We start from the raw sequence: 13,367 nt of genomic DNA on the forward strand, positions 1-13,367 counted from the left end.
CTCCTTGGAAGGGGCTAGATCAGGCTGGCTGCCATGGACTCAATGGTCAACAGCGGAGCAACGTTGGTGGTGGTGATGCGTTCACGGGCTTTGTTGATGGCGTCCATTCGGGCAAGGGTGGCTTCTGGAGTGGAGCGGCTGGCGAACTCCTCCAATTCACTCCTCAGCTCAACGTTTACGAGCTCCACAGCATTCCCAAGCTGGATGATCAGCACATCCCGGTAGAAGGACAGCAAATCCGTGAGGGTACGGTCCAGCGAGTCGGTGATGGACCGTTTGGCCCGCCGCTTCTGGTCCTCCTCAAGCTGCTTCACCTGGCTCCGCATGGCGGGCGGGAGCGTACCGGATTCCGGCGCTCCCAGCGTGGCCAGCAGCGCTGCTTTCTCGGCGGCATCGCGTTCTTCGTTGGAACTGTTGGCCTCGGCGGTGGCAATCTTGACCAGTTTTTCCGCCATCATCACCGCGGCGGTAACCCCGCGCAGGCCCAGGGGAAACCGCACGGTCTCCAGCCGCCGTTCACGTGCGGCAGGATCGCGGGCGAGCCGCCGGGCAATGCCCACGTGGCTTTGTGCCGCCCGGGCCGCACGTTCCGCCAAAGCCGGCTCCACGCCGTCGCGCTTTACCAGCAGGGCGGCCACGTCACCGGCGGGCGGCAGGCGCAACGCCACGCTGCGGCAACGAGAACGGATGGTCACCAGGACATCGGCAGGGGACGGCGCGCACAGCATCCACACTGTCCGTGGCGTGGGCTCCTCGATCGCCTTGAGGAGGACGTTCGTGGTCCGCTCCGCCATCCGGTCTGCGTCCTCCACCACGATGATCCGCCAGCGGCCGGACGATGGGCGGTTTCCGGCGGTGGCTACGAGGTCGCGGGCCTCATCGATGGTGATGGTGACTTTTTCAGTCCGGACGAACGTGACGTCCGAGTGGGTTTCGCCCAAGATGGTCAGGCACGCAGGGCATTGCCCGCAACCGCGCCGGGTGACGTCCTCCTGGTCGCAGTTCAGTGCCGCGGCGAACGCCTTGGCCGCATTCGAGCGGCCGGAGCCGGGCGGACCGGTAAAAAGCCAGGCGTGCGTCAGGTTTTCGCCGCTGGCGGCCTGGCGCAGTTGCTCGACGACGGCGGGCTGGCCCTGCAGGTCGTCCCATACCGTCACGCCCGGCTCACCTCCGCGGCGGCCAGCAGGGCCTCCACGCGCTGCAGGATCCGCGCGGCCAGGTCGTCAACGGGAAGGTGTGCCGGGAGCACGAGGTAGGAGGCGGCACGGCTGGCGGCCAGCTCGAGGAAGGCGTGCCGGATCCGCACATGGAACTCATCGGCTTCGGATTCCAGCCGGTCTTCGGCGGCGTCACCGGCGGTTCGGCGCAGGCGGCCCACCTCTGGGTCAACATCGAGCAGCACGGTGAGGTGCGGCTCCAGGCCGGAGGTGGCCCAGGCGTTGATGGAGCGCACGGCGTCCTTGCCGAGGTCCCGCCCGGCGCCCTGGTACGCCACCGACGAATCAATGTAGCGGTCCGTCAACACCACTTCGCCGCGCTCCAGGGCAGGCCGGATCACCTGGGCTGCATGTGCTGCGCGTGAGGCCGCAAAGATCAGCGCTTCAGTGTGGGCGTCGATGTGCCCCTGCCCGTGGTCCAGGACCAAAGACCGCAGTTTCTCGCCAATGGGGGTGCCGCCGGGCTCCCGGGTACGCAGGACCGTCAGTCCGCGCGATTCAAGGGTGTCTGCAAGCCGGGCGGCCTGGGTGGACTTGCCGGCGCCGTCCCCGCCCTCAAACGCGATGAAAAGGCCTGCCCGTTGTTTGCTCACCGCATAAGCCTACCGATCCGCACCGTCAAGTGCAGTGCGGGGCCGGTGCCATGTGGACAGTGCGGGTCACGGTGTTCGGGGCTTGCACCGGTGAACAGTACGCTTTTGCCCATGAGTCTTTCCGAACAGCACGCGGCTTCCCTGGCAGCAGAAACGGTGGTGGTGGCCGCCGGACGTCCTCCGAGGGAGCGGGACCAGCCGGTGAACCCGCCCATCGTCCTGTCGTCCACATATTTCGGCAGTGGCCCGCTTGCTGATGGGGACCGCGGCTACGGCCGGTACTCCAACCCCACGTGGGATCCCTTTGAAGAGGCGCTCGGCCAGCTCGAAGGCGCTGACCTGCCCGGCCTGCTCTACGCGTCCGGCCTGGCTGCCGTCAGTTCGGCGCTGTCCCTCATCCCGGCCGGGGGAGTGCTGGTGATGCCCACGCACAGCTATTCCGGGTCCCTGGTGATGGCTGCCGAACTTGCCCAAAAGGGTTTCCTCGAACTCCGGACCGTGGACATTGCGGACACGGATGCCGTCAAGGACGCGCTCTCGCCCCGCGGTCCGGCTGCGAGGGCGGCTGCCATGCTGTGGCTGGAGAGCCCCACCAACCCCATGCTGGGGATCGCGGACGTGCGCGCCCTCACCGAGGCCGCACATGCCGTCGGAGCCATCGTGGTCACGGACAACACCTTTTCCACCCCTCTGGTCCAGCAGCCCCTGCTGCTGGGATCCGACGTCGTCCTGCACTCGGTAACCAAATACCTGTCAGGCCATTCGGACGTCGTCCTCGGCGCCCTGGTGACCTCCAACCCGGATATCCGTTCGGCCCTTCTCCACCACCGGATCATCCACGGCGCAATCGCCGGGCCTTTCGAAGCCTGGCTGGCACTGCGTGGGTTACGCACGCTCGCCCTGCGGATCGAACGGTCACAGGCTTCCGCCCTGGTGCTGGCGGAGCGGCTCGCCGCCCATCCCCTGGTTGAATCCGTCCGTTTTCCTGGCCTTCCCGCCGATCCCGGCCATGAACGGGCGAAGACCCAGATGAAGGGCTTCGGCTCGATCATCTGCATCCAGGTGGCACCGGCGGGCGGGCTCACCGGTGCCGACGCCGCGGACCAGCTGGTACGGGCGCTGCAGCTGTGGCTGCCGGCCACCTCCCTGGGCGGGGTTGAATCGCTGATCGAACGCCGCCGCCGGCATACAGCCGAGCCGGCCAGTGTTCCCGAAAACCTGGTTCGCCTCAGCGTGGGAATAGAAAACGTCGAGGACCTCTGGGCAGACCTGAAGCAGGCGCTGGACGCCGTGGGCGGCTAGGCTGGGCTTGTGGACGGTGAACTTCTTATTCGGCCTGTAGAACAGGCAATCTTCTTTATCCTCGCCCTGGTGGCGCTCGGACTTGAACTATGGGCCGTGGTGGACTGCGCCCGGCACCGCGCGAATGCTTTTGAAGCCACCGGGAAGCGGACCAAGACGTTCTGGCTGGCACTGACCGGCGGCGCCGCCCTGGTGGGCGTCATCTCGTTCTTCGGCGTCGGCGGCGGTGGCGGCTTTTTCGGCACGCTGGGCCTGTTCGGGCTCGCGGCCGTCGTGGCCGCATCCGTCTACCTGGCCGACGTCCGCCCGGCAGTCAAGGACGCAGGCCGCGGCGGCAGCCGCAACACCGGCCCCTACGGGCCCTGGTAACCGACTGACCTAGACGCCCGGGGCCACCGCTTCCCAGCCCACCGTCAGCTCGCCCAGGCGCCACCGTGCCGGCCCGTCCTGCACCGGCCACCCGGCATCACGCAGCAGGCTGCACATGGACTGCCAGCGCTGCCGGCTCCCGAACGCCGCGAGCGGGGCGGCTTCCAGCCACGCACGGTCCATCGCCTGCATCAGGGCGTGCACCCGTTCGCCCGGGACATTGCGGTGGATCAGCGCCTTCGGCAGCCGCTCGGCAACATCCGAGGGGAGGGCAAAACTGCCGAACCGGACCGAAATGCTCAGCGAGAGCGGCCGCTCGGCGTCCAGCGCCACCCACGTCACCCGCCGCCCGATCTCGTCGCAGGTACCGTCGATGAACAGGCCGTCCGGAGACAGCCGGTCCTGCACCAGCCCCCAGATGCCGGCCACATCCGCTTCCTCGTACTGCCGCAGCACGTTGAAGGCGCGCACCAGCACCGGCCTGCCCGGAACGGGAATCTCGAAGCCGCCCACATGGAAGCTCAACCCGGGCCGCTGCAACGGCAGGGCGGCGCGGACCCGGTCCGGCTCGATCTCAATCCCGCACACCTGGACGTCCGGGCGGACAGCGGACAGCCTTTCAAAAAGTTCGACGGCGGTGGCCGGGGTGGCGCCGTAGCCCAGGTCCACCACCAAAGGGTTCGCCGCGGACCGGAGCCGCCATGCCTGCGGGCCGGTCAGCCAGCGGTCAAGCCGCCGCATGCGGTTGGGGTTGGTGGTGCCCCGGGTAACGTTGCCCACCGGCCGGCCCTGCCTGCCCGCCGGGTTCCTGCCGGTGATCTGCGGGGCGGCCACCCGTTCAGCTTTTTGCACCACCGCCCTACCTTATCCTTGCGTTGCTCCGGCCTTTGTAACGCTGGGCAGTCGGCAGCAGCGCTCGGCTAGGATAAAAATCATGACTTACAAGCTGATTCTGCTGCGCCACGGCCACAGCGAATGGAACGCCAAGAACCTGTTCACCGGTTGGGTGGACGTAGACCTCAACGACCAGGGCCGCGCGGAAGCAGCACGGGGCGGGGAGCTCCTGGTTGAGAACGACGTTCTCCCGAACATCCTTTACACCTCCCTGTTGAAGCGGGCCATCAACACCGCCAACATCGCCCTGGACAAGGCTGACCGCGGCTGGATTCCGGTCAAGCGCGACTGGCGCCTCAACGAACGCCACTACGGCGCACTGCAGGGCAAGGACAAGGCCCAGACCCTGGCCGAATACGGCGAAGAGCAGTTCATGGAGTGGCGCCGTTCCTACGACACCCCGCCGCCGCCCCTGGACGACAACTCCGAGTTCTCCCAGGTGGGGGACCCCCGTTACGCAGACCTGGGCGACGCCATCCCGCGCACCGAGTGCCTCAAGGATGTCCTGATCCGTCTTCTGCCGTACTGGGAATCCGACATCAAGGAAGACCTGAAGGCCGGCAAGACCGTCCTGGTCACCGCCCACGGCAACTCGCTGCGCGCCCTGGTCAAGCACCTGGACGGCATCAGCGACGAAGCCATCGCCGGCCTGAACATCCCCACCGGCATCCCGCTGGTCTACGACCTTGACGAGGACTTCCAGCCCATCAAGCCCGGCGGCACCTACCTCGACCCCGACGCAGCGGCTGAGGCCATCCTCGCCGTCGCCAACCAGGGCAAGAAATAAAGTAGAACGCTCGACGGCGGGCTGGTCACTTTTGGTGACCAGCCCGCCGTCGTATGTTCCTCCGCGCGGGTCAGCTGTGCTCGATGCCGTTCGGCTGCCAGGCGCCCGTCACCAGGTAGGTGACCTTCTGCGCCACGGAGACGCCGTGGTCCGCGAAGCGCTCGAAGTACCTGCTGGCCAGTGCAACGTCCACGGTGGTGGCGGGCGACTCGGCCCATTCGGGTGCGGCGATGGCCTTGAAGACGCTGAGGTGGAGATCGTTGATGGCCGTGTTCGCCTTCAGGATGTCCCGGGCCACCTCGAGGTTGCGGGTTTCCAGGAGGACGGTGAGCTTGTCAGCGATCTCCTGGTCCAGCTCGGCCATGCTCTTGAAGGTCCCCGTCATGGATTCCGGAATAACGGTGGAGGGGAAGCGGAGCCGGGCCAGCTGGGCGATGTGCCGGGCGAGGTCACCCATGCGTTCCAGCGACGCGCTCATCCGCAGCGACCCCACGATCATTCGGAGGTCGCTGGCAACCGGGCCCTGCAGTGCAAGAATGTCGATGGCCCGCTCATCGAGGCTGTTCTGCAGGAAGTCGATGCGGGCGTCCGCAGCAATCACATCCTGGGCAAGATCGACGTCCGCCACCTGGAACGAGGTGGTGGCCTTGTCCATCGCCTCGCTGACCAGCCGGGAGATCTCCACCAGCTGGTCACCAACCTGGGTGAGCTCTTCCTGAAAAACCTTACGCACTGGGCGTCCTTTCCTTGGAACTCCCGTCCCGCCCGCACGTGGGCAGCAGGAATTCATGTCGCCGTTCGGCAGTCCAACTCGTTACTCTGCCAGTATCCGGTAAACGGTTAAGCCCTTGAAGATGAACGTTAGTTGAACCGTTGGCGCAGTGGGTCCTGCCGTGCTGATGGCCCGCTGCCAGCGCATAAGGTGGAGCTGTGGATCCTATGCTCATCGGTCTGGTCGCCGGCCTCGTTGGCCTGGCACTTGGTACCTTTGGGGTGCTTGCGTACAGGGTCAGCGAGAAGCAGCGGCACCTGTTGGACATCGACGCCGAGGAAATCGCGCTGCCGGCCGGCGCGGCCGAGGTGCTGGCCGTCGTCGGACGCGCCTTTGTAGTGGTCGACGCGGTGGACGGCGTGGTCCGGGCCAGCCCCGCCGCCTACGCCTACGGGCTGGTCCGCGGGCACACCGTGGTTCATAAGGAATTGCTGGACATGACGGCAGGCGTGCGGCGCGACGGCGTCATCCTCGAAAAACAGCTGGAGCTGCCCAGGGGACCGCTGGGGCAAGGCACCATCATTGTGCAGGTACGCGCGGCCATGCTCGGTGAGGAATACATCCTCCTGCTCGCAGATGACCGCACCGAGATCACCCGCACCGAGGAAATCCGCAACGACTTCGTCGCCAACGTCTCGCACGAACTGAAGACCCCGGTGGGTGCCATTTCCCTGCTCGCCGAAGCCCTGGAATCCTCGGCCGACGACGAAGAGGCAGTGCGGCGCTTCGCCAAGCGCATGCACAAGGAGTCCGGCCGCCTCGCCGCCCTGGTGCAGGACATCATCGAACTCTCCCGGCTGCAAGGCGCCAGCGTTACCCAGGAGGGCGGTCCCGTTGATGTGAACGCCGTCATCGCGGAGGCCGTGGACCGCTCCCAGCTCCCGGCCGAAAGCAAAAATATCCGCATCGTGGTGGGCGGCCGCACCGAGGGCAGGGTCTTCGGTGACCAGGACCTTCTGGTCACCGCGCTGCGGAACCTGATCGACAACGCCATCCGCTACTCCCCGGCCAACACCAGGGTGGGAATCGGTGTCCGTGCCCGGGACGGCCTTGTCTCCATCTCGGTGACAGACCAGGGTGAGGGGCTCAGCCCCGAGGACCAGGAGCGTGTCTTTGAGCGTTTCTACCGCGTTGATGCGGCCCGGTCCCGCCACACCGGCGGCACCGGCCTGGGGCTCAGCATCGTCAAGCACGTCGCTTCCAACCACGGCGGGGAAGTGACCCTGTGGTCCCAGCCCGGCCAGGGCTCCACCTTCACCCTCCGCCTCCCCGAAATGGAGGGCCAGGACGGCGAGGAGGAGCCGCAGCTGCCGGCGCTCCCCGCCGCGGCCAAACAGGGACCGGTAAAGCCATCCGTCACCCAAGTACCACGCGCCGCCGGCGCAAAAGAACGAGGAGCTAACGCTTGAGCAGGATCTTGATAGTGGAGGACGAGGAGTCGTTCAGCGATCCCTTGTCCTATTTGCTGGGCAAGGAAGGGTTCGAGGTGGAAGTGGTGGACAACGGGCTGGACGCCATCACCGAATTCGACCGGAACGGGGCGGACCTTGTCCTGCTGGACCTCCAGCTTCCCGGCCTGTCCGGGACGGAGGTCTGCCGCCAGCTGCGCCAGCGCTCCACGGTCCCGGTGATCATGCTGACGGCCAAGGACGCCGAAATCGACAAGGTGGTGGGCCTGGAACTGGGCGCCGACGACTACGTCACCAAACCCTATTCGTCCCGCGAACTGGTGGCCCGGGTCAGGGCCGTCCTGCGCCGCCAGGGGGAACCGGAGGAACTGATCTCCTCCACGGTCCAGGCCGGTCCCGTGCGGATGGACATTGAACGCCACGTTGTCAGCGTGGGCGGTCAACAGGTGCTGCTCCCGTTGAAGGAGTTCGAACTCCTGGAGATGCTGCTGCGCAACTCGGGCCGGGTGCTCACCCGGGGGCAGCTCATTGACCGGGTCTGGGGCTCGGACTATGTAGGCGACACCAAGACCCTTGATGTCCACGTCAAGCGGCTCCGCGGCAAAATTGAACCCGACCCCTCAGCGCCGCGGTACCTGGTGACTGTGCGTGGTTTGGGCTATAAGTTCGAGCCGTAGAACGAGCAGACCACATACAAAAGGGAGGCGCCGGCCGGCCCCTCCCTTTTGTATGTTGCTTGCAGGCCGGCCTTAGTGGCCGGTTCCGGTAGCTGCCGAAGAAGCCGTTGACGACGGTGAAACCGATGTGCTGGGCGACGGCGTGCTGCCGGCGGGCAGGTATTCCTTGTACTCCGGCAGGGTGGCGTCAACGACCGGAACCTTCACGGTGTTGTTGACGTTGGTGCCGTCCTCGCTGACCTTGATGTCCACCAGGGACCCCGGAACGCCGCCACTGGTGCTCAGGATGGCTTCGTCAGTGGATTCGTTGAGCAGCGTGTAGGCGTTGGCCTTAACCGGCACCTTCGTCTGCGAGCCTTCGGCCCCGTTGAGCGTCAGCGTTACATCCTTGGAGGACGAGTTGTAGACGGCACCGATCACACGGCCGGGCTCATTCTCGCCGGAAGAAACGATCAGGATGTTGCGCAGCTGGAGCGGGCCGAGGTCGGCGCGGATGCCGTCCGACGCGGAGTACTGATGGTTTGTCTGCTGGGGTGTGATGTATCCGCAGCCTGCCGTCAGCAGGCCGACGCCAAGGGCGGCCCCCGTCAGTGCCAGTTTGGCGCGTTGGGCCCGGTTCATCGCAGTGAAACGCACGTCACGTACTCCTCGAGAGTTTTGAAAGATTATTCAGGCATAGCCTAGCCGCAAACCCCTGCAAACGAGGATTCGGGGGCCGTCATATCACCCTTGGCAGCGGCTGCCCGATGCACTATTATCCGCGTTCGTCAAGGGGGTGGAGGGGGTCGATTATGCCGTTTTTCCGCGGATTTTCGCGGTTCGGGGCCCTTTTGCCGGCCGGTCATATGCCTGAATCGTGATAAACTGGTCTGCGGGAAAGGGGAAATGTCCACATGGTATTTGAGGTCGGCGAGACAGTAGTTTACCCTCACCACGGTGCTGCGAAGATTGAAGAAATCAAGATGCGCACCATCAAGGGCGAAGAGAAGATGTATCTCAAGCTCAAGGTGGCTCAGGGTGATCTGACCATTGAAGTTCCAGCAGAGAATGTTGATCTTGTTGGGGTTCGGGACGTAGTGGGCAAGGAAGGTTTGGAGCACGTGTTTGATGTGCTTCGCGCCGAGTTCACCGAAGAGCCCACCAACTGGTCACGCAGGTACAAGGCAAATCTGGAGAAGCTTGCTTCCGGTGACGTCATCAAGGTAGCAGAGGTCGTCCGTGACCTGTGGCGCCGCGATCACGACCGGGGCCTTTCCGCAGGCGAAAAGCGAATGCTGGCCAAAGCCCGGCAGATTCTGATTTCAGAACTGGCCTTGGCTGAAAAGACCGACGAGGAGAAGGCTGCAAGCGTTCTCGACGAGGTCCTGGCTTCCTAAGAATTGAACCCCGGCGGCACACAAGTGCCGGCGGGGCTTCTTTTTGCCCGGAATCAGGTCCGGGCGGGGCGGCCTGCCGCGACGTAGGCTAGTCCGCATGAGTGAAACTCCCACCCGCCTTGTCACCGCCGTGATCCTGGTGGCCGCCGGCTCCGGGCAGCGGCTTGGCTACGGCATGCCTAAAGCCGCCGTGCCCCTGGGCGGCGAACCCATCCTGATGCACGCGCTCCGCGGGATCATCGCGTCCGGCGTCAGCAGCCAGGTGTGCATTGCGCTGCCCGCCGGGGATGCTGCCCTGCGGCAGTTGTGCGAGGACTTCAGGCAGGAGCTGGCCGACGGCGGTCCCCTCCTTTCGATAGTGGACGGCGGGGCCACCCGCGCCGACTCCGTCCGGGCGGGCCTTGCAGCCTTGATGGACGGGATCGAGGCGGTCCTGGTGCACGACGCCGCCCGCGCCCTGACTCCCGAATCCGTCTTCCACCGGGTAGCCGACGCCCTGGCAGCCGGTGCCGCCGCGGTGATTCCCGCCGTCGCCGTGGTGGACACCGTCAAGACCGTGGCCGCCACTACCGGCGAGGACACAGCGCTGGCCCCGGAAATCGTTACCGGCACCGCGCCCCGGGAGAAGCTGCGCGCCGTGCAGACGCCCCAAGGCTTCCAGCTAGGCACCCTCCTGAAGGCGCATGAGGCAGCGCAGACCCTGGACGAGCAGCGGTCCGCCGCCGTGACCGATGACGCGATGCTGGTGGAAATGACCGGTACCCCCGTCCATGCAGTGCGTGGCTCCAGCCAGTCGTTGAAGATCACCACGCCGCTGGATCTGATCCTCGCGGAGGGACTCCTTGAGGGACCGCTCGGGGCCCGCTGGGTGGAGGGCTAGGAATGGACAGGGCAGTGATTCTTCCCCGCACTGGCATCGGTATCGACGTCCACGCCTACGCGGCCGGGGACGCCCCCCGTCCGCTGTGGCTCGGCGGACTGTTCTGGGAGGGTGAACGCGGCCTCGCCGGGCACTCCGACGGCGACCCGGTGGCCCACGCCGCCGCCGACGCCCTTTTTTCGGCAGCAGGGATCGGCGACCTCGGAACGCACTTCGGCACCAGCCGCCCTGAATTCGCCGGCGCCTCCGGGGTGACGCTGCTCGCGGAGGCAGCCCGCATTGTGCGCGCCGCCGGTTTCGAGATCGGCAATGTCGCCGTCCAGTTCGTGGCCAACCGGCCCAAGTTCGGTCCCCGGCGGGAAGAATCCGAACGCGTCCTCAGCGAGGCCGCGGGTGCGCCGGTGAGCGTCACGGCGACCACCAGTGACGGCCTCGGATTCACCGGCCGTGGTGAAGGCATCAGCGCGGTGGCCACGGCCCTGGTGTATCCGGGGCAGTCCGGCGCCATCGGCTAATCTGGAGCGGTGACCCTGCGCTTCTATGACACTGCCTCCGCCGAAGTCCGGGACTTCGTGCCCCTTATCGAGGGCAAGGCCAGCCTCTACTACTGCGGGGCCACGGTGCAGGGCATGCCCCACGTTGGCCACATCCGCTCCGCGATTGCCTTTGACCAGCTCACCCGCTGGCTCCAATACCGCGGCCTTCGGGTCACGGTGGTCCGGAACGTCACGGACATTGACGACAAGATCCTGGCGAAGTCCGAAGCCTCCTTCGCACCCGGTTTCAGGCCTGAGCCTGGGGAAGTGCCGGAGGAGGAGTGGTGGGCCCTGGCTTACCGCTATGAGCAGGAGTTCCTGAAGGCTTACGACACGCTGGGCGTTTCCCGGCCCACCTACGAGCCCCGCGCCACCGGCCACATCCCGGAGATGCACGCGCTCATCCAGCAGCTGATCGACCGCGGCCACGCCTACCCGGCGCTGGACGACTCCGGTGACGTCTACTTCGATGTCCGGTCCTGGAGCAAATACGGCTCCCTCACGCGGCAAAATATCGACGACATGCAGGCAGCCCCCGACGCCGACCCCCGCGGTAAGAAAGATCCCCGCGACTTCGCGCTGTGGAAGGGTTCCAAAGCCGGTGAACCGGCGACGGCGAGCTGGGTTTCCCCCTGGGGTGCCGGACGTCCGGGCTGGCACCTGGAGTGCTCGGCGATGGTCACCAAGTATTTGGGCACGGAATTCGATATCCACGGCGGCGGACTGGACCTGCGGTTCCCGCACCATGAAAACGAACTGGCCCAGTCGCAGGCGGCCGGCCACCCGTTCGCCAGTTTCTGGATGCACAACGGCATGGTCACCTACGAGGGCGAAAAGATGTCCAAGTCCATCGGGAACACCGTCAGCCCGGCGGAGATGCTGGAACTGGCCCCGCCACGGGTGGTCCGCTACTACCTCGGCCAGGCGCACTACCGGTCAATCCTGGACTACCGTCCCACGTCGCTGCAGGAAGCCGCGGCCGCCGTCGAACGCATTGATGGATTCCTCGCCAAAGCCGTGGCGCGTTTTGGCACCGGCGACGGTTTCATGGCCAGCCGCCACAAAGCCTCCCTGGATACCTTGGCCACGTTCTCCGAAGCCATGGATGACGACCTGAACGTACCGCGCGCGCTGGCAGCACTCCACGAAACTGTGCGGGCCGGCAACACCGCCCTCGCCGAGGGCAATGACCAGGCCGCGCGGACGGCGATGCACACCGTGGCAGTGATGACCGACGTTCTGGGCCTCAATGCCGTGGCTGGCACCGACGCTGGCAACGGCAGGGAAGCCGCCGCCCTCGACGTCCTGGTGCAGGCCCAGCTGGAGGCCCGGGCCGCGGCCCGGGCCGAAAAGAACTGGGCGGCCTCCGATGCCATCCGCGACACGCTCAACGCTGCCGGCGTGGTGGTGGAGGACGGCCCGGACGGTGCCGCCTGGAGCCTGAAGCGGGACTGATCCGCCGCTGCGCCTGAGCGCGCCGACGGGCCGGGGCCGCCGATTTTTCTTCGGTCAGTAGACTGGTAGGCAGAGTCAGTCAGCACAATCAAGGGTGGAACACAATGGCCAACAATGGTCGCCGATCGGTTAAAGCGAAGAAGGGCCCAACCATCGGAACCGGTGGCCATGGCCGCAAGGCCCTCGAAGGCAAGGGCCCCACGCCCAAGGCGGAGGACCGCCCGTACCACAAGGCACACAAGGCCAAGCAGCTCTCTGAGCGCTCCGCGGCCAAACGCAGTACCGGTGCCCGCAGCGCCGGCGCCGCCAAGTCAGGCCCCAAGGGGCGCGCCACCGAAGAGGTGGTCACCGGGCGGAATTCCGTAGTGGAAGCCCTCCGCGCGGGCATTCCCGCCAAGGCACTGCACGTGGCTATCCGCATCGAAATGGATGACCGCGTCAAGGAGTCCCTGAAGCTCGCCGCCGAACGGGGCATCCCGCTGATGGAAACCGGCAAGCCCGAGCTGGACCGGATGACCGATGACGCCGTCCACCAGGGCCTGGTCCTCCAGATTCCGCCCTACGAGTACCAGGACGCCTACGAGCTCGCCGAGGACACCGTGGCGAAGTGGAAGAAGGGCTACATCGGCAACGCGCCGCTCTTTGTGGCCCTCGACGGCATTACGGACCCCCGCAACCTCGGTGCCATCATCCGTTCTGTATCCGCCTTCAGCGGCCATGGCGTAATTGTCCCGGAGCGCAGGTCCGTGGGCGTCACCGCTTCTGCCTGGAAGACCAGCGCCGGCGCAGCCGTGCGTGTCCCCGTGGCCCGCGCCTCCAACCTCAACAACGCGCTGAAGCAGTTCAAGAACATGGGCATCTTCGTCCTGGGCCTGGACGGCGAAGGCGACGTGTCCCTTCCCGACCTGACCCTCGCCACCGAACCGGTGTGCATCGTGGTGGGTTCCGAGGGCAAGGGCCTCAGCCGCCTGGTCCGCGAGAACTGCGACCAGATCGTGTCGATCCCCATCGACTCGGCCATGGAATCCCTGAACGCGTCCATGGCAGTGGGCATCTCGCTGTATGAAGTGTCCCGGCAGCGCGCCACGAGGTAGCACAGT

The 13,367-nt window shown here is 66.1% G+C and carries 15 protein-coding genes; 10 read left to right on the forward strand and 5 right to left on the reverse strand.

The genetic code is table 11. The features are described 5' to 3' along the window. Window positions 1-14 precede the first annotated feature (14 nt). The gene (locus BACI348_RS04550; protein ID WP_159824150.1) at window positions 15-1,157 is read right to left on the reverse strand and encodes a DNA polymerase III subunit delta'; all 1,143 of its coding nucleotides are present in this window, start codon (window positions 1,155-1,157) and stop codon (window positions 15-17) included. After that, the gene (tmk, locus tag BACI348_RS04555; protein WP_159824151.1) at window positions 1,154-1,810 is read right to left on the reverse strand and encodes a dTMP kinase; all 657 of its coding nucleotides are present in this window, start codon (window positions 1,808-1,810) and stop codon (window positions 1,154-1,156) included. Before tmk ends, BACI348_RS04550 begins: the two co-directional genes overlap by 4 nt. A gap of 111 nt (window positions 1,811-1,921) precedes the next feature. On the opposite strand from tmk, the gene BACI348_RS04560 reads away from it, so the two are divergent. Together BACI348_RS04560 and BACI348_RS04565 are read left to right on the forward strand one after the other, a co-directional pair. After that, window positions 1,922-3,112 carry a trans-sulfuration enzyme family protein gene (locus BACI348_RS04560; protein WP_159824152.1) on the forward strand — a complete coding sequence of 397 codons (1,191 nt, stop codon included), beginning with the start codon at window positions 1,922-1,924 and terminating at the stop codon, window positions 3,110-3,112. Window positions 3,113-3,121: 9 nt separating this feature from the next. Next, a complete protein-coding gene (locus tag BACI348_RS04565; protein WP_159824153.1) occupies window positions 3,122-3,481 on the forward strand; it encodes a DUF2516 family protein in 360 nt (119 codons plus the stop codon). Window positions 3,482-3,490: 9 nt separating this feature from the next. Here BACI348_RS04565 and BACI348_RS04570 read toward each other — a convergent pair whose 3' ends face one another. Next, the gene (locus BACI348_RS04570) at window positions 3,491-4,336 is read right to left on the reverse strand and encodes a class I SAM-dependent methyltransferase (RefSeq protein WP_201298373.1); all 846 of its coding nucleotides are present in this window, start codon (window positions 4,334-4,336) and stop codon (window positions 3,491-3,493) included. 79 nt (window positions 4,337-4,415) lie between these two features. On the opposite strand from BACI348_RS04570, the gene BACI348_RS04575 reads away from it, so the two are divergent. Then, window positions 4,416-5,162: a phosphoglyceromutase gene (locus tag BACI348_RS04575; protein WP_159824155.1), complete on the forward strand. Its 747-nt coding sequence runs from the start codon at window positions 4,416-4,418 to the stop codon at window positions 5,160-5,162. Between the two features lie 70 nt (window positions 5,163-5,232). On the opposite strand, the gene phoU is transcribed toward BACI348_RS04575, so the two are convergent. Next, entirely contained in the window at window positions 5,233-5,895 is a 663-nt protein-coding gene (gene phoU / locus BACI348_RS04580; RefSeq protein ID WP_159824156.1) for a phosphate signaling complex protein PhoU, read from the reverse strand. 206 nt (window positions 5,896-6,101) lie between these two features. Here phoU and BACI348_RS04585 point away from each other — a divergent pair, with 206 nt between their 5' ends. Together BACI348_RS04585 and BACI348_RS04590 are read left to right on the forward strand one after the other, a co-directional pair. Then, the gene (locus tag BACI348_RS04585; protein ID WP_159829779.1) at window positions 6,102-7,343 is read left to right on the forward strand and encodes a sensor histidine kinase; all 1,242 of its coding nucleotides are present in this window, start codon (window positions 6,102-6,104) and stop codon (window positions 7,341-7,343) included. Beyond that, entirely contained in the window at window positions 7,340-8,020 is a 681-nt protein-coding gene (locus BACI348_RS04590) for a response regulator (RefSeq protein ID WP_159824157.1), read from the forward strand. The genes BACI348_RS04585 and BACI348_RS04590 overlap by 4 nt, the downstream gene beginning before the upstream one ends. Window positions 8,021-8,092: 72 nt before the next feature. Here the strand turns inward: BACI348_RS04590 and BACI348_RS04595 are convergent, their stop codons facing one another. Beyond that, window positions 8,093-8,641, reverse strand: a complete 549-nt coding sequence (locus BACI348_RS04595) for a hypothetical protein (RefSeq protein WP_159829781.1) — start codon at window positions 8,639-8,641, stop codon at window positions 8,093-8,095. 272 nt (window positions 8,642-8,913) lie between these two features. Between BACI348_RS04595 and BACI348_RS04600 the strand changes: the two genes are divergently transcribed. From BACI348_RS04600 to rlmB, 5 genes are all read left to right on the forward strand, one after another. Continuing rightward, window positions 8,914-9,396 (forward strand): CarD family transcriptional regulator, encoded by a 483-nt coding sequence (locus tag BACI348_RS04600; RefSeq protein ID WP_011690592.1) that lies wholly within the window; start codon window positions 8,914-8,916, stop codon window positions 9,394-9,396. Between the two features lie 97 nt (window positions 9,397-9,493). Next, on the forward strand, window positions 9,494-10,276 hold the full coding sequence (gene ispD / locus BACI348_RS04605) for a 2-C-methyl-D-erythritol 4-phosphate cytidylyltransferase (protein WP_159824158.1): 783 nt from the start codon (window positions 9,494-9,496) through the stop codon (window positions 10,274-10,276). 2 nt (window positions 10,277-10,278) lie between these two features. Next, window positions 10,279-10,791 (forward strand): 2-C-methyl-D-erythritol 2,4-cyclodiphosphate synthase, encoded by a 513-nt coding sequence (ispF, locus tag BACI348_RS04610; RefSeq protein WP_159824159.1) that lies wholly within the window; start codon window positions 10,279-10,281, stop codon window positions 10,789-10,791. A 9-nt stretch (window positions 10,792-10,800) separates the two neighbouring features. After that, window positions 10,801-12,267, forward strand: coding sequence for a cysteine--tRNA ligase (gene cysS, locus BACI348_RS04615; RefSeq protein WP_159824160.1), 1,467 nt, complete (start codon window positions 10,801-10,803; stop codon window positions 12,265-12,267). A gap of 104 nt (window positions 12,268-12,371) precedes the next feature. After that, window positions 12,372-13,361, forward strand: a complete 990-nt coding sequence (gene rlmB, locus BACI348_RS04620; RefSeq protein ID WP_159824161.1) for a 23S rRNA (guanosine(2251)-2'-O)-methyltransferase RlmB — start codon at window positions 12,372-12,374, stop codon at window positions 13,359-13,361. Window positions 13,362-13,367: the final 6 nt, after the last annotated feature.

It is taken from the genome of Arthrobacter sp. 9AX, from assembly GCF_902506095.1.
Lineage (GTDB): Bacteria > Actinomycetota > Actinomycetes > Actinomycetales > Micrococcaceae > Arthrobacter.

Coding starts and splice junctions, on each gene's coding strand:
- ispF (WP_159824159.1), top strand. CDS start 10,279: ATGGACAGGGCAGTGATTCTTCCCCGCACTGGCATCGGTATCGACGTC.
- BACI348_RS04560 (WP_159824152.1), top strand. CDS start 1,922: ATGAGTCTTTCCGAACAGCACGCGGCTTCCCTGGCAGCAGAAACGGTG.
- ispD (WP_159824158.1), top strand. CDS start 9,494: ATGAGTGAAACTCCCACCCGCCTTGTCACCGCCGTGATCCTGGTGGCC.
- BACI348_RS04595 (WP_159829781.1), bottom strand. CDS start 8,641: ATGAACCGGGCCCAACGCGCCAAACTGGCACTGACGGGGGCCGCCCTT.
- BACI348_RS04575 (WP_159824155.1), top strand. CDS start 4,416: ATGACTTACAAGCTGATTCTGCTGCGCCACGGCCACAGCGAATGGAAC.
- BACI348_RS04600 (WP_011690592.1), top strand. CDS start 8,914: ATGGTATTTGAGGTCGGCGAGACAGTAGTTTACCCTCACCACGGTGCT.
- rlmB (WP_159824161.1), top strand. CDS start 12,372: ATGGCCAACAATGGTCGCCGATCGGTTAAAGCGAAGAAGGGCCCAACC.
- BACI348_RS04585 (WP_159829779.1), top strand. CDS start 6,102: ATGCTCATCGGTCTGGTCGCCGGCCTCGTTGGCCTGGCACTTGGTACC.